This window comes from Pseudooceanicola sp. NS-SX8, from assembly GCF_057380755.1.
Genome location: NZ_CM170819.1, coordinates 785,510 through 802,644, shown reverse-complemented (window position 1 = coordinate 802,644; position 17,135 = coordinate 785,510). Strand labels below are relative to the sequence as shown.

Annotated in this window: 20 protein-coding genes and 1 tRNA gene; 7 read left to right on the top strand and 14 right to left on the bottom strand. The window is 67.6% G+C overall.

The genetic code is table 11. From position 1 onward, the window contains the following. Positions 1 to 98: 98 nt before the first annotated feature. Positions 99 to 653: a nucleoside 2-deoxyribosyltransferase gene (locus AC2IR1_RS03700; RefSeq protein ID WP_486474932.1), complete on the top strand. Its 555-nt coding sequence runs from the start codon at positions 99 to 101 to the stop codon at positions 651 to 653. On the opposite strand, the gene AC2IR1_RS03695 is transcribed toward AC2IR1_RS03700, so the two are convergent. The 3 genes from AC2IR1_RS03695 to clpB all read right to left on the bottom strand — a co-directional run bounded on the left by AC2IR1_RS03695 (position 620) and on the right by clpB (position 4,473). Further along, on the bottom strand, positions 620 to 1,114 hold the full coding sequence (locus AC2IR1_RS03695; protein ID WP_486474931.1) for a DUF2867 domain-containing protein: 495 nt from the start codon (positions 1,112 to 1,114) through the stop codon (positions 620 to 622). The genes AC2IR1_RS03700 and AC2IR1_RS03695 overlap by 34 nt on opposite strands. Before the next feature lie 114 nt (positions 1,115 to 1,228). Further along, on the bottom strand, positions 1,229 to 1,675 hold the full coding sequence (locus tag AC2IR1_RS03690; protein WP_486474930.1) for a hypothetical protein: 447 nt from the start codon (positions 1,673 to 1,675) through the stop codon (positions 1,229 to 1,231). A 176-nt stretch (positions 1,676 to 1,851) separates the two neighbouring features. Further along, the gene (gene clpB, locus AC2IR1_RS03685) at positions 1,852 to 4,473 is read right to left on the bottom strand and encodes an ATP-dependent chaperone ClpB (protein ID WP_486474929.1); all 2,622 of its coding nucleotides are present in this window, start codon (positions 4,471 to 4,473) and stop codon (positions 1,852 to 1,854) included. Between the two features lie 218 nt (positions 4,474 to 4,691). Between clpB and AC2IR1_RS03680 the strand changes: the two genes are divergently transcribed. After that, positions 4,692 to 5,009, top strand: a complete 318-nt coding sequence (locus AC2IR1_RS03680; protein ID WP_486474928.1) for a hypothetical protein — start codon at positions 4,692 to 4,694, stop codon at positions 5,007 to 5,009. Between the two features lie 242 nt (positions 5,010 to 5,251). After that, a complete protein-coding gene (gene pyrF, locus AC2IR1_RS03675) occupies positions 5,252 to 5,986 on the top strand; it encodes an orotidine-5'-phosphate decarboxylase (RefSeq protein WP_486474927.1) in 735 nt (244 codons plus the stop codon). A gap of 16 nt (positions 5,987 to 6,002) precedes the next feature. On the opposite strand, the gene AC2IR1_RS03670 is transcribed toward pyrF, so the two are convergent. The 3 genes from AC2IR1_RS03670 to AC2IR1_RS03660 form a co-directional block, all read right to left on the bottom strand. Further along, the gene (locus AC2IR1_RS03670) at positions 6,003 to 6,275 is read right to left on the bottom strand and encodes an NfeD family protein (RefSeq protein WP_486474926.1); all 273 of its coding nucleotides are present in this window, start codon (positions 6,273 to 6,275) and stop codon (positions 6,003 to 6,005) included. Continuing rightward, on the bottom strand, positions 6,275 to 7,168 hold the full coding sequence (locus AC2IR1_RS03665) for an SPFH domain-containing protein (RefSeq protein WP_486474925.1): 894 nt from the start codon (positions 7,166 to 7,168) through the stop codon (positions 6,275 to 6,277). The genes AC2IR1_RS03670 and AC2IR1_RS03665 overlap by 1 nt, the downstream gene beginning before the upstream one ends. Positions 7,169 to 7,235: 67 nt before the next feature. Then, positions 7,236 to 7,691: an NUDIX domain-containing protein gene (locus AC2IR1_RS03660; RefSeq protein WP_486474924.1), complete on the bottom strand. Its 456-nt coding sequence runs from the start codon at positions 7,689 to 7,691 to the stop codon at positions 7,236 to 7,238. A gap of 46 nt (positions 7,692 to 7,737) precedes the next feature. Between AC2IR1_RS03660 and AC2IR1_RS03655 the strand changes: the two genes are divergently transcribed. Then, entirely contained in the window at positions 7,738 to 9,003 is a 1,266-nt protein-coding gene (locus tag AC2IR1_RS03655) for a DNA polymerase IV (protein ID WP_486474923.1), read from the top strand. Positions 9,004 to 9,219: 216 nt separating this feature from the next. Here AC2IR1_RS03655 and AC2IR1_RS03650 read toward each other — a convergent pair whose 3' ends face one another. Then, positions 9,220 to 10,080 carry an N-formylglutamate amidohydrolase gene (locus tag AC2IR1_RS03650; RefSeq protein ID WP_486474922.1) on the bottom strand — a complete coding sequence of 287 codons (861 nt, stop codon included), beginning with the start codon at positions 10,078 to 10,080 and terminating at the stop codon, positions 9,220 to 9,222. Positions 10,081 to 10,263: 183 nt separating this feature from the next. Between AC2IR1_RS03650 and AC2IR1_RS03645 the strand changes: the two genes are divergently transcribed. The 3 genes from AC2IR1_RS03645 to AC2IR1_RS03635 all read left to right on the top strand — a co-directional run bounded on the left by AC2IR1_RS03645 (position 10,264) and on the right by AC2IR1_RS03635 (position 10,891). After that, positions 10,264 to 10,338 (top strand) — tRNA-Val (locus tag AC2IR1_RS03645). 76 nt (positions 10,339 to 10,414) lie between these two features. Then, entirely contained in the window at positions 10,415 to 10,540 is a 126-nt protein-coding gene (ykgO, locus tag AC2IR1_RS03640) for a type B 50S ribosomal protein L36 (RefSeq protein ID WP_035255927.1), read from the top strand. Between the two features lie 123 nt (positions 10,541 to 10,663). Then, positions 10,664 to 10,891 carry a DUF1413 domain-containing protein gene (locus AC2IR1_RS03635; protein WP_486474921.1) on the top strand — a complete coding sequence of 76 codons (228 nt, stop codon included), beginning with the start codon at positions 10,664 to 10,666 and terminating at the stop codon, positions 10,889 to 10,891. 1 nt (position 10,892) lies between these two features. On the opposite strand, the gene AC2IR1_RS03630 is transcribed toward AC2IR1_RS03635, so the two are convergent. The 7 genes from AC2IR1_RS03630 to AC2IR1_RS03600 form a co-directional block, all read right to left on the bottom strand. Continuing rightward, positions 10,893 to 12,128, bottom strand: coding sequence for a phenylacetate--CoA ligase family protein (locus AC2IR1_RS03630; protein ID WP_486474920.1), 1,236 nt, complete (start codon positions 12,126 to 12,128; stop codon positions 10,893 to 10,895). A gap of 16 nt (positions 12,129 to 12,144) precedes the next feature. Then, positions 12,145 to 12,993, bottom strand: a complete 849-nt coding sequence (locus AC2IR1_RS03625) for an ABC transporter ATP-binding protein (RefSeq protein WP_486474919.1) — start codon at positions 12,991 to 12,993, stop codon at positions 12,145 to 12,147. An 89-nt stretch (positions 12,994 to 13,082) separates the two neighbouring features. Continuing rightward, a complete protein-coding gene (locus tag AC2IR1_RS03620; protein WP_486474918.1) occupies positions 13,083 to 14,378 on the bottom strand; it encodes an ABC transporter substrate-binding protein in 1,296 nt (431 codons plus the stop codon). Between the two features lie 115 nt (positions 14,379 to 14,493). Beyond that, the gene (locus AC2IR1_RS03615) at positions 14,494 to 15,570 is read right to left on the bottom strand and encodes a branched-chain amino acid ABC transporter permease (RefSeq protein ID WP_486474917.1); all 1,077 of its coding nucleotides are present in this window, start codon (positions 15,568 to 15,570) and stop codon (positions 14,494 to 14,496) included. 3 nt (positions 15,571 to 15,573) lie between these two features. Further along, the gene (locus AC2IR1_RS03610; RefSeq protein WP_486474916.1) at positions 15,574 to 15,783 is read right to left on the bottom strand and encodes a hypothetical protein; all 210 of its coding nucleotides are present in this window, start codon (positions 15,781 to 15,783) and stop codon (positions 15,574 to 15,576) included. Next, a complete protein-coding gene (locus AC2IR1_RS03605; protein WP_486474915.1) occupies positions 15,780 to 15,992 on the bottom strand; it encodes a hypothetical protein in 213 nt (70 codons plus the stop codon). The genes AC2IR1_RS03610 and AC2IR1_RS03605 overlap by 4 nt, the downstream gene beginning before the upstream one ends. 92 nt (positions 15,993 to 16,084) lie before the next feature. After that, positions 16,085 to 17,071: a branched-chain amino acid ABC transporter permease gene (locus tag AC2IR1_RS03600; protein WP_486474914.1), complete on the bottom strand. Its 987-nt coding sequence runs from the start codon at positions 17,069 to 17,071 to the stop codon at positions 16,085 to 16,087. Between the last annotated feature and the right edge of the window lie 64 nt (positions 17,072 to 17,135).

Below are 17,135 nucleotides of genomic sequence, written 5' to 3'. Positions count from 1 at the left end.
CGCCAGCTTCGCCCCCCGGCAGCTGACCCCGGCCTGCACTGGCGCCCCTTGCCCCCGCCGCCACGCTCCGGCACAGGGGGCGGCGAAAGGATCCTGCCATGCGTGTCTATCTTGCCGGCCCCGACGTCTTCCACCCGGAGGCCCTGGCCATCGGCCAGCGGAAAAAGGACATCTGCGCCGAACTGGGCCTGACCGGCGTCTTCCCCTTCGATGAAGCCGTGCCGCCCCTGGGCCGCAGCCCGGCCGAACATGGCATCGCGATCTCGGAAAAGGACTTCCGACTGGCGCGCTCCTGCCAGGCATCCCTGGTCAACCTGACACCCTTCCACGGGCCGTCGATGGACGTGGGCACGGCGGTGGAGCTTGGCTTCATGGTGGCCCTGGGCCACCGGCTGATGGGCTACACCACCGATCCGCGCCCCTTCGGCGACCGGCTGAAGGACAGCTACGGCGCCGTGCAGCCCGCAGGCGGCGGCAGGCCCACCACCCCCGACGGCTATTCCATCGAACCCTTCGGGCTGACCGACAACCTCATGGTCGACGGCGGGATCATCGCCACCGGCGGGCGCGTCTTCCGCCCCGATGCCCCCCTCCCCTTCGAGGACCTGACGATCTTCCGTCAGGCGGCAGAGGCGCTCGCCGCCAGCGCCTGACCCATCCGGCGCATCATCGCCCGCACGATGATCCCATGGGCCAGGCCCACGGGGATCATGTAGATCCGGCCATAGAAGATGTGCACCTTGACCGAGGCGGTGGTGGTGAACACCCGCCCCTCGACCGACAGGCAGGTCATCACGTCCAGGTGCCGGTCCCGCTCCGTCAGCACCAGAAGGTCGGGCTGCACCCCCTCCACCAGGAAGAAGTCCAGGTGCCCGCCCACCTCCACCCGGTCGGGCCGGTTGCCGGAAAACCCGCCAATCCGCTTCACCCCGAAGAGGGAAGACACCGCATCGCGGATCCGGAAGGCCAGCGACAGCAGGGGCAGCGGGCGCGACTGCATCAGGTTCCAGGCCTCCAGCGCGGTCATCTCCCGGGGCAGGGTCATGCTGTGGGAATGATGGTAATCCAGCGCCGCGCGCGGGGCGACCAGCGGGACATCGGCAATGGCGACCATGGCGGCCTCCCCTGTTCCCGCGCGAGCTAAGCGCGGAACGCCCCGGTTGGCCCTGCGACGGATCACCGCCCCGAATGAATGGCCCCTGCGGGGCATTTCAGGATGGCCCGCAGGTCAACCGGGGCAGGCCGTATATCGCAACGTCCCGGCAATGGCGCCCTCCCCTGCGGCCACGCGGGTCAGCCCGCCATCGCCCGTCAGGCGAAGGGTCTCGTGATGCAGCCAGGTCGCGCCCTCGCCCGCGTAGGCGACATCGGCCTCGATCCGGGTCGCGCTGCGCCGGTCGACGGCGGCGATCGTGCCGCGGGATTCGTAGAAGGTCAGGTCATCCTCACCCACGACCATCAGCCCCTTGGCATCGGCCCGGCCCGGCGTGCAATCGGCGGGGGTCAGCCCCCAGCGGCCCCGCATCGCCTGCGGGAATCCGGCCTCGGTTGCGGACGTCTTGGCCCGGGAGGGCAGCGCCTCGCCCTCCGCGCTCGGAAAGGGCACGCAGCCCGACAGCAGCGCGGCGGACAGCAGGGCCGGCCCGGCCAGGATGGACAGGATGATGGTACGCATGGCAGGGGTCCCTCGGTTCTGCTCGTCTTCTTTTCCCTCCCAACGCCCCGCCGCCCCAAACCGTTCCACCCCCGTAGGGTGGATGCCAATCCACCTGCCGACGCCCCATCCCGCAAAGGAAAAGGGCGGCCCCTCGCGGAACCGCCCCTACCAAGTCACTCGTTACCCTACGGCTTTCAGTGAACCGTCGCCTCGTCGGGAGAGGCCCGGTCGGAGGTTCCGACCCGGTCGCCGATGATCAGTCCCTCGGCCCCCGCGGTCACCGGCACCACGCTGCCATCGCGGATCTCCCCGCCCAGCAGCGCCTCGGCCAGCGGATCCTGCAGCGCACGCTGGATCACCCGTTTCAGCGGCCGCGCCCCGAAGACCGGGTCGTAGCCTTCGTCGGCCAGCCACTTGCGGGCGTCCTCGTCCAGCTCCAGGTGGATCTTCCGACCCGCCAGCCGCTTTTCGAGCCGCGACAGCTGGATATCCACGATCCCGCCCATGTCCTGCCGGCCCAGCCGGTCGAAGACGATGATCTCGTCCAGCCGGTTCAGGAACTCGGGGCGGAAGTGGGCCCGCACCGCGTCCATCACGTCACGTTTCGCGTCCGAACTGTCCGCGCCATCCGGCAGCATCGACAGGGCCTGTGCGCCCAGGTTCGACGTCAGGATGATCAGCGTCTGCTTGAAGTCCACGGTCCGGCCCTGGCCGTCGGTCAGCTGGCCATCGTCCAGAACCTGCAGCAGCACGTTGAAGACATCCGGGTGCGCCTTCTCGACCTCGTCGAACAGCACCACCTGGTAGGGGCGCCGCCGCACGGCCTCGGTCAGCACACCACCCTCGTCGTAGCCGACGTATCCCGGCGGGGCACCGATCAGGCGGGCGACGCTGTGTTTCTCCATGAACTCGCTCATGTCGATCCGCACCATCGCGCTGTCGTCGTCAAAGAGGAACTCCGCCACCGCCTTGGTCAGCTCGGTTTTCCCGACACCCGTCGGGCCGAGGAACAGGAAGGACCCCAGCGGCCGGTTCTCGTCGTTCAGCCCGGCACGCGCCCGGCGGACGGCATTGGCCACCGCCTTCACCGCCGCGTTCTGGCCGATGACCCGCTTGTGCAGACCATCCTCCATGCGCAGCAGCTTCTCGCGCTCGCCTTCCAGCATCTTCGACATCGGGATGCCGGTCCAGCGTTCGACCACGGCCGCGATCTGTTCGGGCCGCACGGCCTCTTCGACCATGACCTCGCCCTCGGCTTCCGCCGCCTCGGCCTCGCCCAGCTGCTTTTCAAGCTGCGGGATCACCCCGTAGGACAGCTCCCCGGCCTTCGCCAGGTCACCCTGCCGCTTGGCAATGTCCAGGTCGGCCCGGGCGCGATCCAGCTTTTCCTTCAGCTCGCGCGCACCGGCCAGCTTGTCCCGCTCGGCCTGCCAGCGCGCGGTCAGCGCGTCGGCCTTCTCCTGCAGGTCGCCAAGTTCCTTTTCCAGGGCCTCCAGCCGGTCCTTCGACGCAGCATCGTCCTCCTTCTTCAGGGCCTCGGCCTCGATCTGCAGCTGCAGGATATGCCGGTCCAGCTGGTCCAGCTCCTCGGGCTTGCTGTCCACTTCCATCCGCAGACGGCTCGCGGCCTCGTCGACAAGGTCGATGGCCTTGTCCGGCAGGAACCGGTCGGTGATGTAGCGGTTCGACATCTGCGCGGCAGCGACAAGGGCACTATCCGAGATCCGCACGCCATGGTGCAGCTCGTATTTCTCCTTGATGCCCCGCAGGATCGAAATCGTGTCCTCGACCGTCGGTTCCTCGACCATCACCGGCTGGAACCGGCGGGCCAGGGCCGCGTCCTTCTCGACATACTTGCGGTATTCGTCCAGCGTCGTGGCCCCGATGCAGTGCAGCTCACCCCGCGCCAGCGCGGGCTTGATCAGGTTGGCCGCATCCATGGCGCCATCGGTTTTCCCGGCGCCCACCAGCGTGTGCATCTCGTCGATGAAGAGGATCACCTCACCCGCCGCCGTCTCGATCTCCGAGAGGATGGATTTCAGCCGTTCCTCGAACTCGCCCCGGTACTTGGCGCCTGCAATCAGCGCGCCCATGTCCAGCGCCAGAAGACGCTTGTTCTTCAGGCTCTCGGGCACGTCGCCGTTGATGATGCGCAGGGCCAGGCCTTCCGCGATCGCGGTCTTGCCCGTACCGGGCTCACCGATCAGCACCGGGTTGTTCTTGGTCCGGCGCGACAGCACCTGCATGGCACGACGGATCTCGTCGTCCCGGCCGATGATCGGGTCGATCTTGCCCTCTTCGGCGGCGCGGGTCAGGTCGCGGGCATATTTCTCCAGCGCCTCAAAGGTGTCTTCGGCGGACGCCGAGTCGGCCGTACGGCCCTTGCGGATCTCGTTGATCGCGGCGTTCAGCTTCTGCGCGGAAACGTTGCCGGCCTCCAGCGCGGTCTTCGCGCCGGACCGCACCAGCGCCAGCGCGGTCAGCAGCCGCTCGACGGGGACAAAGCTGTCCTTGGCCTGTTTCGCGACCTTCTCGGCCTCGTCCAGGACCTTCACCGTGGCGCTGTCCATGTAGACCTGGCCGGTATCGCCGCTCACCACGGGGATCTTCTTCACGGCCAGCTCACAGGCCTGGGCGACCGCCTTCGCGTCACCGCCAGCCTTGGCGATGAGGTTGGCGCTCAGCCCCTCTTCATCGTCCAGCAGCGCTTTCAGGATGTGTTCCGGCACCAGGCGCTGATGGCCTTCCCGGATGGCAATGGTCTGGGCCGCCTGGATGAACCCCCGCGACCGCTCCGTGAACTTCGACAAGTCCATGGCATTTCTCCTTTTCCCAAGCGTCCCGAGTAGTTTGCACCCTAATCTAGGCATGCGCAGGTCCGGGACCTCACGAAACCGAAATGGGGATGCGTATGGGCGGGTTCAAGCCGGTTTCCGCCGCTTTCGGCAGAAATCGGAACTCCGCCCGTCATGAAACCGTTTCTTTTCCAACGGGGCATGACGCCCCGCCCCAGCCGCCCGCCGAAGGAGGTCCCATGACTGTCCAGAGCACGACCCACCTGACCCGGATCGCGACGATCCGCTACAACCCCGCCACCCGCGCCTACGAGGCCGCCGTCGCCCTGCATGACCGGGGCCAGGTCTATACCTACCCCGTCTCGCTGCGCGCGCCGATGGATGCGGAATACGAAACCGTCACCCGCGCCCTGTCGGAAATGGCCTGCCGCAAGCACCGCCGCAAGGCCACCGCCCTGCGCGCCCACCGGCCCGAGGCCTTTCTCGAACATGTCCCGATCAGGGTGCAGCAGGCCACCGCCTCTCTCTGGGACAGGCTGCTGAACCGCGCCGCCTGAAATAGGTTTGGGGCCGCGTGAGACTGGCCGCGTGAGAAAACTCAGGAAAAACTCAGGCCGGATTGCAGATGGAAAGCGCCGGGGGCTCTGCCCCCGGACCCCCGGGATATTTGGGGCCAAAAAATGGGAAGGGCCGTGGCGCGCAGCCCCGGCCTAGGCCGGCTTCCCGGCCCTGCGGGCCTTTGCGGGCTTGACCTGACTGCGGCGCTGGCCCATCAGGTCGAAAATCCCGGAGAGAGATCATGACCCAGCCCCAAATCCCGGCAGACGACCGCCTGATCGTCGCCATGGACGTCCCCAACGCCCTGCAGGGCCTCGAACTGGCGGACAGGATCGGCGACGCGGTCTCCTTCTACAAGATCGGGCTCGGCATGCTGACCGGCGGAGGCATGGCCTTGGCGAACGAGCTGAAGCAGGAACGCGGCAAGCGCATCTTCCTGGACATGAAGCTCTTCGACATCGGCCAGACGGTGGAAAACGCGGTGCGCGGCATCGCGCAGTTCGACCTCGACTTCCTGACGGTGCACGGCGACCCCCACGTGGTCCGCGCGGCCAAGGAAGGGGCGGCGGGCAAGGATCTGAAGATCCTCGCGGTGACCATCCTGACCTCTCTCGACCGGGCGGACCTGGATGCCGGGCTGATGCTGCCGGGCGACGTGCCGGAACTGGTGGTGGAACGCGCCGCCCGCGCCTTCGAGGCCGGGGCCGACGGCATCATCTGCTCCCCCAACGAAGCCGCAGCCATCCGCGCCCTGCCCGGGGCCGAGGGCCGTCTGATCGTCACCCCCGGCGTGCGCCCCGCAGGCGCGGCCAGCGATGATCAGAAGCGCATCGCGACCCCCGCCTCCGCCGTGGCGGCAGGGGCCGATCACGTGGTTGTCGGCCGCCCCGTCTGGCGCGCCGAAGACCCCCGCGCCGCAGCCCAGGCCGTGGTGGCAGAACTGCGCTCGCCCCAGGCCGCGCGCCCGAACGCCTGATCCCGCGGGGACCGCCTCAATCCTCGTTGATGTCGCGGTCCCAGCGTTTCACCTGGCCCTTGCGCACCCCGCTCAGCTTCCGCAGCACCGCCCAGGCGATCAGCGAGAAGATGGCGAACATCAGCAGCAGCCAGCTCAGCGCCAGCGCGACCCCGGTCAGCAGCACCAGCCCCACCACCAGCGCGCCGATGGCAAAGCCCAGGAAGATGAAACCGGGCGCCAGCATCTCCAGCCCGATCAGCAGGACACCGGCCGCAAGCCAGGCCCACCACAGCATCGCCAGCGCCATCAGCCGCGCCCCTTCAGCAGGGTGAAGGCATCCCGGAAGGCATCAATGGCGTTGGACGGCACGACGATGGTCTGCTTGCCCTCGCCCTGGCCAAGTGCCACCAGCGCCTCCACTTGCTTCAGCGCCACCTGGTACTGCGCCGCCTCCAGCCCGTTTTCGGCAATGGCCCGGGCCACCACCTCGGTCGCATAGGCCTCCGCATCGGCGCTGATCCGGCGCGCCTTGGCGACCTGCTCGGCGGCGTAGAGCTCGGCATCGGCCTGCAGCTCCACCGCGCGCTTCTTGCCCTCGGCCTCGGTCACCTGGGCACGGCGGGCACGCTCGGCGTTCAGCTGCTGCAGCATGGCATCGCGGGTCGCCTGGTCGAGGTTCACGTCCAGGATCTCCGCCCGGGTGACCTCGATCCCCCAGTTGTCCACCGCATCCATCACGTTGGCCTTGATGGTGGAAATCAGGGCCGATCGGTTCGACTGCACCTCGTCCAGCTCCATCTTGCCGATCTCGGCGCGGACGATGCCCGCGACGGTGGTGGCAATGGCCGCATCCACGTCGCGGATCCGGTAGACGGTCTTTTCCGGCTCAAGGATGCGGTAGAAGACGCTGGTCTCGACCTGCACCAGCACGTTGTCGGCGGTGATCGCGTCCTGTTCGGCATTGGGCAGCTGGCGTTCCAGGATCGACACCCGGTGTGCCACCCGGTCCACCACCGGCACGATCAGGTTGATCCCCGGCCCCAGAACCGTGCGCAGCCGGCCGAAGCGCTCCACCACGTATTTCTCCGACTGGGGCACGATCCGGACCCCCAGAAGCACCGCCAGGATCACCACGACCGCCAGCAGGATCACCACGAGGTTGCCACCCTCCAGGATCACGTCCAACTCATTGCCATTCATCGCATCATCCTCCGCCGGTGCTTTGCCGCAGTATGCGCCGCATCCGCCCCGGGCGGAACCGCAAACCTCAGCCCCCGCGCGCCTCGAGGTAGAGCCGCAGCCGCGCCCCGAGCGAGGGGATGTGCCTGGGATGGGACAGGAACTCCTCCACGGTCATGAGGGCCCAGGCCTGCCCCTCGTCACCCAGCACCAGCGCCTCCGCCCGCGCGGGCGGCAGATGGGCGGCAAAGAACCAGACCTCGCCACCGCCGCCGCTCTCGTGGCGGCGGGCATAGACCAGGTCGCCGGGCGAAAGCTCCAGCGCCAGTTCCTCCCGCGCCTCGCGGATCAGGCAGTCGACGGCGCTTTCGCCCGGATCGCGCCCGCCGCCGGGAAAATCCCACATGTCGGGGTAATGGATGTCGGGCTTGTCGTCGCGCAAGAGCACCGCCAGACGGTCGCCGAAGAAGACAGCCGCCTTGGCGCCGGAAAACACCCTCGCGGGATCCAGCGCAGCCTCGGGAATTCCTGTTTCGTTCGCCATGCCCCCGGTCTATCATTCCCTCCCAAGCAGACCACCGGATTCCACCATGGACGCCCTCTGCCGCGACTGCCTCCGGCCCTTTGCCGCCCAACCGGGCACCCGCCTGCGCTGCCCCGCCTGCGGATCGCCCCGCTGCGTCTCCCATGCCGAACTCAACCAGCTCTCCATCGCCCACATGGATTGCGACGCCTTCTACGCCTCGGTGGAAAAACGCGACGACCCAACGCTTGCCGACAAGCCGGTGATCATCGGCGGCGGCCGCCGCGGCGTCGTCTCCACCGCCTGCTACGTCGCGCGCATCCGCGGTGTCCGCTCCGCCATGCCGATGTTCCAGGCGCTGAAACTCTGTCCCGACGCCGTGGTGATCCGCCCCCGCATGTCCCGCTACGTCGAGGTCTCGCGCCAGATCCGCGCCATGATGGAAGACCTGACCCCCGCCATCGAACCCCTGTCGCTGGACGAGGCCTTCCTCGACCTCTCCGGCACCGCGCGGCTGCATGGCGAAGCCCCCGCCGTCAGCCTCGCCCGGCTGGTGAAACGCATGCGCGACGAACTGGGCGTCACCGGCTCCATCGGGCTGTCGCACAACAAGTTCCTGGCCAAGATCGCCTCCGACCTCGACAAACCCCACGGCTTCGCGGTGATCGGCAAGGCGGAAACGCTGGATTTCCTGGGGCCGAAACCCGTCGGGCTGATCTGGGGCGTGGGCGCGGCGGGCCAGGCCTCCCTCGACCGGGCGGGCATCCACACCATCGCCGACCTGCGCCGCTGGGACCTGTCGGACCTCGTCGCCCGCTTCGGCTCCATGGGCACACGGCTCTACCACCTCTCGCGCGGAGAGGACCGCCGCCGCGTCTCCCCCCATGCGCCGGTGAAATCGGTGTCGAACGAAACCACGTTTTTCGAGGACACCTCAGACCCCGAGCTCCTTGACGGCCACCTCTGGCGGCTGGCGGTCAATGTCTCCGACCGGCTGAAGGCGAAGGAGATCGCGGGCCGCACCGTGGTGCTGAAGCTGAAGCGTGCGGACCATTCCCTGCTGACCCGCCGCATCGGGCTGCGCGATTCGACCCAGCTGGCCGACCGTATCTACCGGGAAGCGCGCGGCCTCTTCGACCAGGTGCAGGATCGCGGGCCCTTCCGGCTGATCGGCGTGGGCGTCACCGACCTGGGCACCGGCAGCGATGCCGACCGCTCCGCCGACCTGCTCGACCCGGACGCGGGCAAACGCACGGCGGCGGAACGCGCCTCCGATGCGATCCGGGCGCGGTTCGGCAAGGATGCGATCCGCAAGGGGCGGGCGTTGCGCTGACCCCGGGCGGCGGAGGGGGGCCTTGCCCCCCGTCTCCGTGCCGGAGACTCCCCCCAGGATATTTTTGGCCAAAAAATGGGAAGGGCGGGGCGCATCCGGGGCGGCGGGCGTTCGAAAAGGGAAAGTGTGCCAAGCGCTCATCCCTCACGTCCGGCACTCCGGCGGGCCCCGTTTCAATCTTTCCGGGGGGCGGGACAGCTGGGCGGCAGGCCCGGGTTACTCTGCGGCCAGCGGCATCTGCCGGCGGCCCAGGTCCGCCAGGTCCGTCACGACCTCGCGAATCACGGCGGCGAACTCCGCGAAATCGGCGCGCGGTTCGATCCGGGCCTCGTCCATGTAGAGCGCGCGGTCGATTTCCACCTGCACCGCGTGCTGGCCCCGCACCGGGCGACCGTATTGCTGCGCCACGTAGGCGCCCGCGAAGGGGGCGTTGCGGATCACCGAAAGCCCGGCAGAGGTGAAGGCCGCCTCGATCCGTTCCACCAGCTCCGCCCCGGCGGAGGCGCCGAAGCGGTCGCCGATCACCACGTCCGGGCGGCGGCGGGAATTGCGGCGCACCGAATCAAGCGCCTCGTGCGGCATGGAATGGCAATCGATCAGGATCGACTCGCCGAACCCGCGATGCGCCTCTGCCAGCAGGCCGCGCAGCGCATCGTGGTAGGGGTGCCAGCACTCCGCCAGCCGCCGTTCGGCCTCCTGCAGGGTCAGCTTTCCCTGGTAGATCGGCCGCCCGCCGGCGACGACGCGGGGAATCACCCCCAGGCCGGAACTGATGCGCGGATTGTGCCCGCGTCGCTTCACGCCCTCGATCACCGCCGGGTCCAGCTCATCCGCGGCGCGGTTCAGATCGACGTAGGCCCTTGGTACACGGGCGCAAATCAGCGGCGCCCCCTGCACCGGGGCGGGCGCGAACAGCCGGTCGACGAAGGCATCTTCGGAACTGCGCACCTGCCGCATGTCCAGCATCGTGCGCCCCAGCAGGTCGTCGGGATAGTCGCAACCGGAATGCGGAGAGGCGAAAACCACGCTCGTGGTCAGCCTCTCGGGTCTGAAAATGTCATATGCGGAAGGGGTCATGACGTCTCCACGGGCAACCCCGGGATCTTACCGCAAAAAAGGATTGCCAAAAGCCCCTTGATCCCCCGTTCGACTCCTTTTATAGAGCGCGAACCGGCGCGGTTCTCCGCGCTTCTTTCTTGCCAGGGCGGCGCCATTCGGGGCCAAGCTGACGGGAAGGAAGCAAGGAAATCAAGCCAGTGTGGGCGATTAGCTCAGCGGTAGAGCACTTCGTTGACATCGAAGGGGTCACAAGTTCGATCCTTGTATCGCCCACCACGAAATTCATCGGGATGCAATGCATCCCTGCACGAAACCCTGGCGCTAGCCGCGCCGCGACATGAGGAGAAGGGCCATGAAGGTCAAGAACTCGCTCCGCTCGCTGAAGCAGCGCCACCGCGATTGCCGCATCGTGCGCCGCAAGGGCCGCGTCTACGTGATCAACAAGACGCAGCGCCGCTTCAAGGCCCGCCAGGGCTGAGAGCTGCCAGAGCTTTTCGGAAAAGGGTCGCCTCGGGCGGCCCTTTTTGCTTTCGGGCGTCCATTTGCCATCAGGCCCACCGTTCAGGCTGCCTGCCCCGGGCGACCTGCGCTAGGCTGTGGCATGACCGAAGACGATCTTTCCCGCCTGCGGGTGATTCTCGCCCAACGGCCCGCCGGGCCCTTCCACTTCCGCGACATCTGGCCGGGGTTCGACGACCTCTGGATCGGTGACAAGGTGAAGCTCGGCCATCGCTTCCTCGACGCCGTCCGCGCGGGCGCCCTCCCGGGCGTCACCGACACCGGCACCAAGAAGGGCGGCGGGCGGCTCTACCTCTGGGCGCCGCGCTAGCTCAGTCGTACTTGCGCCGGTCCTCGATCACCACGCCGTCGTTGGGCAGGGTCCCCGGCGCCAGGATCTCCACGCGGCCCTTCAGCTTCAGCACGGCGGCGATGCTCTCGCCATAGGCCTCCGCCGATCCGCCGGGGCTTTCGACCTGCACCAGCATCACGTCCATCTCCCCCTCCCGTTCGGCCACGACGCGCGCGCGGGAGACTTCTTCGTGGCGCGACACGAAATCGGCCACCTGTTCGGGGCGCACGAACATGCCCTTGATCTTGGCGGTCTGGTCGGCGCGGCCCATCCAGCCGCGGATCCGCAGGTTGGTGCGCCCGCAGGGGCTCTGCCCGGGCAGGACCGCCGACAGGTCACCGGTGGCGAATCGGATCAGCGGGTAATCGGCGTTCAGCGTCGTCACCACCACCTCCCCCACCTCGCCCGGCGCGACGGGGGTGCCGGTGCCCGGCGTCACGATCTCCACGATGACGCCCTCGTCGACGATCATCCCCTCCATCGCCGCGCTCTCATAGGCGATATTGCCAAGATCCGCCGTGGCATAGCATTGCAGGCAGGCGATCCCGCGCTCGGCATATTCGGCCCGGAGCGAGGGGAACAGCGCCCCGCCCCCCACGGCGGCCTTGGTGATCTGCAACGCCAGCCCCTCCGCCTCCGCCCGGTCCAGGATCACCTTCAGGTAATCCGGCGTCCCGGCATAGGCGGTCACGCCCAGATCATGCGCCGCCCGCGCCTGCAGCTCTGTCTGGCCGGTGCCGGCGGGCAGCACCGTGGCCCCCACCGCCCGCGCCCCGTTTTCAAAGATCATGCCCGCCGGCGTCAGGTGGTAGCTGAAGCAGTTCTGCACCACGTCGCCGCGTCCGATCCCCGCCGCATGCAGGAACCGGCCCATCCGCCACCAGTCATGGCTGGCGCCGCCCGGTTCGTAGATCGGCCCGGGGCTCTGGAAGACATGGGCGAAGCCGGTCAGCGGCTGCGCCGTCAACCCGCCCAGGGCCGCCCCCGCGCGCTGCTTCGCCACCAGGTCCGCCTTGCGCAATACAGGCAGGGCTGCCAGCGCCTCGACGCTCGTCACCGCCGTCGCCTGCACCCCCTTCAGCGCGCCCGCATAGCCGGGCAGCGCCTGCGCCTGCGCGATCTGGCGCGGCAGGTCGCGCGCCAGCGCCGCCTCCCGCTCGTCCGGGCTGCGCGTTTCCAATGCGTCGTAGTGACTTGTCCGGGAATGACGCCCCATGTCCTCTCCTCCTCTCTCACGACAGCCAGCGCTTGCGCCGCCGGTAGGACCGGACGTCGCGGAACGACTTCCGCCCCTCGTCCGACATGCCAAGGTAGAATTCCTTCACGTCCGGGTTCTCCCGCAGCGCCTTCGCCTCGCCATCCATCACGATCCGCCCCGATTCCAGGATGTAGCCGTAATGGGCGAACCGCAGCGCCACGTTGGTGTTCTGCTCCGCCAGCAGGAAGGTCGCCCCCTGCTCCTCGTTCAGGCTCTTCACGATGCCGAAGATCTCCTCCACCAGCTGCGGCGCCAGCCCCATGCTGGGCTCGTCCAGCAGGATCGTCTCCGGCTTCGACATCAGCGCCCGGCCGATCGCCACCATCTGCTGCTCCCCGCCAGAGGTATAGCCCGCCTGGCTCTTGCGCCGCTCCTTCAGCCGCGGGAAGTACTGGTAGACCATCTCAAGATCGGCCTCGATCTCGCCCTTGCCACCCCCGATCGACGGGCGCGTGTAGGCGCCGGTCATCAGGTTCTCCTCCACCGTCAGATGCTCGAAACAATGGCGGCCCTCCATCACCTGGATGACGCCCGTCTTCACCAGGCTCGCCGGGTCCAGGTCCTGCACCCTTTCGCCGCGATAGCTGATCGTGCCCTTCGTCACCTCCCCCCGCTCCGCCTGCAGCAGGTTGGAAATCGCCTTCAGCGTGGTGGTCTTGCCTGCCCCGTTGCCGCCCAGCAGGGCGGTGATGCCGCCCTTGGGCACGGTCAGGCTGACCCCCTTCAGCACGAGGATGACGTGATTGTAGATCACCTCGATATTGTTGACCTCCAGAAGAACCTCCCGGGCCGACACCTCTCTCAGCGGTGCAGAATCAAGCATCACGTCCCTCCCATTTTCTGGCTGCAAATATCCGGATCCGACATCCGCAGCAGGCGCCGGCCCCCGATCCGCCGGGGGCCGGCCCGTCGTCAGTCGCAGCCCGGCGTGATGCCGTTCTCCTCGGCAAAGGCCGTGCTGTCGGCGATGATCAGCGGGTTCAGGACATCGCTGTCCGAGGGCCCGTAATCGGTGATCAGCGACCAGGTGCCGGCATTGGCATCCCATTGCGCCACGGCGCCCAGGCCGTCACCACCATGGTTGGAGCAGGTGACCTTGAAGGTCGGGCCGAAGTTCGGCAGGCCCAGCGCGGTCATCTTCTCCTCGCTCATCTCCAGCGCTTCCATGCCGTCGCGCATCATCGCCGGGGTGATCTGGGCGGTGCCATGGATCTCCTGCGCGGTGCGCGCGGCCTCGGTCGCCAGCATCGCGGCATACATCCCCCGGTTATAAAGCGCGGTGCCCAGCTGATCCCCCGCCCCGGCGGCCAGCCCGGCATCCACGACATAGGTCTGGATATCGTCGAAAACCGGGTAATCCATGCCGAGGTTGTGGAAGGTCAGCGCCTTGTAGCCATCCGCGCCGGCGCCGGCGGGCAGCACGTCATTTTCCGACCCGGACCACCAGATGCCGATGAAATGATCCATCGGGAAACGGATGTTCACCGCCTCCTGGATGGCGACCTGGTTCATCACGCCCCAGCCCCACATGATCACGTAGTCGGGCCGGTCGCGGCGGATCTGCAGCCACTGGCTCTTCTGCTCCTGCCCCGGGTGATCCACCGGCAGCAGCTTCAGCTCATAGCCATGCTTGGCCGACAGCTCCTCCAGCGTGCGGATCGGCTCCTTGCCATAGGCGGAGTTGTGATAGACCAGCGCCACCTTCTTGCCGCTGATGTCCCCGCCGTTCTCCTCCAGGATATGGTTGATCGCATGGCTCGCCCCGTCCCAGTAGTTGGCGGGATAGTTGAAGACCCAGCGGAAGACCTCGCCGTTCTTGGCAGAGGTCCGGCCATAGCCCATGGAATGCACCGGGATGCCGTCGGCGGTGGCCTTGGGGATCAGCTGGTAGGTGATCCCGGTCGACAGCGGCTGGTAGATCAGCGCGCCCTCGCCCTTGGTGGCCTCGTAGCACTCCACCCCCTTCTCGGTGTTGTAGCCCGTCTCGCATTCCACCAGCCGGATCGGCTCCCCGCCGATGCCGCCATCGCGCTCGTTCAGCAAGGTCAGGTAATCCTGGTACCCGTCCGAGAACGGGATGCCGTTGGCCGCATAGGGGCCGGTGCGGTAGCTCAGGTCGGGAAAGACCAGCTCGGCCGCGGCGGGGCCTGTCAGCAGGCCAGCCGCCACCAGGGCCGCGCCTGCGGCCTTCAGGGTTTTCAGTGCCATCCCATTTCCTCCCTTGGTTGGATGGTCCATCTCCGGGGCTCCTCTTCCCCGGTCGGACACGGGCCCCGGGGCCCGTCGGGCCGGGGCTCCTCTCCCCCGCCCGGTCGGCCCCGCCCTAATGCGGGAAGGGCCAGAGTCTCAGCTTCTCCTTCGCCACCCGCCACAGCTGCGCCAGCCCGTGCGGCTCGGCCACAAGGAAGGTGATGATCAACCCGCCGACGATCATGAACTCCAGATGCGCGGCCAGGTCCGTGGGCCAGCCCAGGCTGCCCACCAGCACGTTCTTCAGCAGCACCGGCAGCAGCACCAGGAAGGCCGCGCCCATCAGGCTGCCCCCGATCCGCCCCAGCCCGCCGATGATGATCATGAACAGCACCAGGAACGACTTGTTGATGCCAAAGGCCTCCCCCACCTCGACCGCGCCCAGGTAGACCGCAAAGAACAGCGACCCGGCGATGCCGATGAAGAAGGACGACCAGGCAAAGGCCGACAGCTTGGCCGACAGCGGGTTCACCCCGATGATCTCTGCCGCGATATCCATGTCGCGGATTGCCATCCAGCTGCGCCCCAGGGTGCCGCGCGTCAGGTTGCGCGCCACGAAGGCCGCGAAGATCAGGAAGGCCAGGCAGAAGAGGTAGGTCACCCAGGCCTCCGCCTGCGGGCCGGTCACCGCCTGGCCCAGCACCCTCCGCTCCGGCGCGCTGATCTGGCCGGAGGCGGAGTGGTTGTAGAACCACGGCACCCGGTTGAAGAGCCAGACCAGGAAGAACTGCGCTGCCAGTGTCGCCACCGCCAGGTAGAACCCCTTGATCCGCAGCGACGGCAAGCCGAAGAGCACGCCCACCCCGGCGGTGATCCCGCCGGCCAGCAGCACATGCACGATGATCGACACCTCCGGGAAGGCGGTCATCAGCTTGTAGGTCGCATAGGCGCCGACGGCCATGAAGCCCCCGGTGCCCAAAGACACCTGCCCGCAGAACCCCACCAGGATGTTCAGCCCGATCGCCGCGATGGCATAGATCAGGAAGGGCAGGGCCACGGCATTGGCCCAGTAGTCATTGATGACAAAGGGCACGACCAGCAAGGCCAGGCCCAGGGTGACGCGCAGCGCCACCCTGTCGAACCGGATCGGGAAGGTCTGGTTGTCCGCCCCGTAGCTCGTCTTGAAATCCCCGGCCTCGCGGTAAAGCATGGCTCACACCTCGCTCTGCGGCGCCACGCGCTGTGTCGGCGCGATGCGGTTGCACAGGCCAAGGTGACAGGCGATCCCGGTGATGAACCCCACGCCTGCCAGCAACGCGGCCAGCATCAGCTCGCCCCGCGCCAGTTCGACGAACAGCGCGATCAGGCCGAAGGTCCAGAAGGCGCCCCAGGCCACGACGTTCAGGATCGCCAGGGCCTTCATCCCTCGCCCTCCTGCGCCCAGTGGATGCGCCGCGTGGCGGCGGCATAGGTCAGGTAGGCGGCCACCAGGCCGATCACCACGACGATCCCGTTGATCAGGTGATGCTGCCCCTCCAGGTGGCCCGGGCGCGCGGCCCAGAACACGAAGGCCCAGTAGGCGACCCAGAAACCGGTCGCCGCGATCAGGCGGATTCCACGTACTTCTTTCATGTCACTTCTCCTCCAGGTTGACCCCGGCTCCTCTTCCGGGGCCCCGGGCGGGCGGGTGTCGCGACAGGGTCGCGCAGCCGCCTCCGGGGTCTTTACACTCTCTCGATAATTCGCTCTCCGAACAAGCCCTGCGGACGGAACACCAGGAAAATAAGGGCCAATACGTATGCGAACCAATTTTCCGTGGCCCCGCCAACCAGCGGACCTATTGCAAACTCAAACAATTTCTCCCCCACACCGATGATCAGCCCACCCACGATGGCCCCCGGGATGGAGGTGAAACCGCCCAGCATCAGAACCGGCAAAGCTTTCAAAGCGATCAACGACAGGCTGAATTGCACGCCGGACTTGGTGCCCCACATCACCCCCGCGACCAGCGCCACGAACCCCGCGATGGACCAGACCAGCACCCAGATGTAGCTGAGAGATATCCCCACGCTCAGCGCCGCCTGGTGGTCATCGGCCACCGCGCGCAGGGCGCGGCCCTGTTTCGAATACTGGCTGAAGATGGTCAGCGCGATCACCAGCAGGGCGGCGATCACCGTGGCCCAGATGTCCAGGTTGTCGATGAAGAAGCCATAGCCGAAGGCGTTGTACGTGGTCTCGTCGATCCAGGCGTTCAGGCCCTGCGGCAGGCCCACGTCCAGCTTCTTGATGTCGGCGCCCCACATCAGGTCGCCCAGCCCCTCCATGAAATAGGCCAGGCCGATGGTCGCCATGAAGAGGATGATCGGCTCCTGCCCCACCAGGTGGCGGAAGATGAACCGGTTCACGGCCCAGGCCAGGGCCACCATGACCACGCCGGTCAGCAGGATCGCCGCGATCGCCGGCAGGTGCCATCCCATGTGGTGCAGGTCGGTGCCGAAAACCGCGTTGATCAGGTGGGCGAAGGGCACCTGCCCCTCCATGATCCCCACCAGGGTCAGCGCGGCAAACAGCGCCATCACCCCCTGGGCATAGTTGAAGATGCCGCTGGCCTTGTAGATCAGCACGAAGCCGAGCGCGACGAGCGCGTAAAGCACCCCGGCCATCAGCCCGTTCAGGAAGACCTCCATGGCGAAGAGAAGCTGGTCGGGCATGTCTCAGACCTCCGCTTTCGGGCCGGTTTTTCCGCCCGCATTCGCACCGTCGGGATACCGACGC

Bases quoted from the DNA above. Each gene is read 5' to 3' on its own strand.
- AC2IR1_RS03630 (WP_486474920.1), bottom strand. From the start codon at position 12,128: ATGGGGCGTCATTCCCGGACAAGTCACTACGACGCATTGGAAACGCGC.
- AC2IR1_RS03680 (WP_486474928.1), top strand. From the start codon at position 4,692: ATGACTGTCCAGAGCACGACCCACCTGACCCGGATCGCGACGATCCGC.
- AC2IR1_RS03635 (WP_486474921.1), top strand. From the start codon at position 10,664: ATGACCGAAGACGATCTTTCCCGCCTGCGGGTGATTCTCGCCCAACGG.
- clpB (WP_486474929.1), bottom strand. From the start codon at position 4,473: ATGGACTTGTCGAAGTTCACGGAGCGGTCGCGGGGGTTCATCCAGGCG.
- AC2IR1_RS03650 (WP_486474922.1), bottom strand. From the start codon at position 10,080: ATGACCCCTTCCGCATATGACATTTTCAGACCCGAGAGGCTGACCACG.
- ykgO (WP_035255927.1), top strand. From the start codon at position 10,415: ATGAAGGTCAAGAACTCGCTCCGCTCGCTGAAGCAGCGCCACCGCGAT.
- AC2IR1_RS03700 (WP_486474932.1), top strand. From the start codon at position 99: ATGCGTGTCTATCTTGCCGGCCCCGACGTCTTCCACCCGGAGGCCCTG.
- AC2IR1_RS03625 (WP_486474919.1), bottom strand. From the start codon at position 12,993: ATGCTTGATTCTGCACCGCTGAGAGAGGTGTCGGCCCGGGAGGTTCTT.
- AC2IR1_RS03660 (WP_486474924.1), bottom strand. From the start codon at position 7,691: ATGGCGAACGAAACAGGAATTCCCGAGGCTGCGCTGGATCCCGCGAGG.
- AC2IR1_RS03600 (WP_486474914.1), bottom strand. From the start codon at position 17,071: ATGCCCGACCAGCTTCTCTTCGCCATGGAGGTCTTCCTGAACGGGCTG.
- AC2IR1_RS03655 (WP_486474923.1), top strand. From the start codon at position 7,738: ATGGACGCCCTCTGCCGCGACTGCCTCCGGCCCTTTGCCGCCCAACCG.
- AC2IR1_RS03610 (WP_486474916.1), bottom strand. From the start codon at position 15,783: ATGAAGGCCCTGGCGATCCTGAACGTCGTGGCCTGGGGCGCCTTCTGG.
- AC2IR1_RS03615 (WP_486474917.1), bottom strand. From the start codon at position 15,570: ATGCTTTACCGCGAGGCCGGGGATTTCAAGACGAGCTACGGGGCGGAC.
- pyrF (WP_486474927.1), top strand. From the start codon at position 5,252: ATGACCCAGCCCCAAATCCCGGCAGACGACCGCCTGATCGTCGCCATG.
- AC2IR1_RS03665 (WP_486474925.1), bottom strand. From the start codon at position 7,168: ATGAATGGCAATGAGTTGGACGTGATCCTGGAGGGTGGCAACCTCGTG.
- AC2IR1_RS03620 (WP_486474918.1), bottom strand. From the start codon at position 14,378: ATGGCACTGAAAACCCTGAAGGCCGCAGGCGCGGCCCTGGTGGCGGCT.
- AC2IR1_RS03670 (WP_486474926.1), bottom strand. From the start codon at position 6,275: ATGGCGCTGGCGATGCTGTGGTGGGCCTGGCTTGCGGCCGGTGTCCTG.
- AC2IR1_RS03690 (WP_486474930.1), bottom strand. From the start codon at position 1,675: ATGCGTACCATCATCCTGTCCATCCTGGCCGGGCCGGCCCTGCTGTCC.
- AC2IR1_RS03605 (WP_486474915.1), bottom strand. From the start codon at position 15,992: ATGAAAGAAGTACGTGGAATCCGCCTGATCGCGGCGACCGGTTTCTGG.
- AC2IR1_RS03695 (WP_486474931.1), bottom strand. From the start codon at position 1,114: ATGGTCGCCATTGCCGATGTCCCGCTGGTCGCCCCGCGCGCGGCGCTG.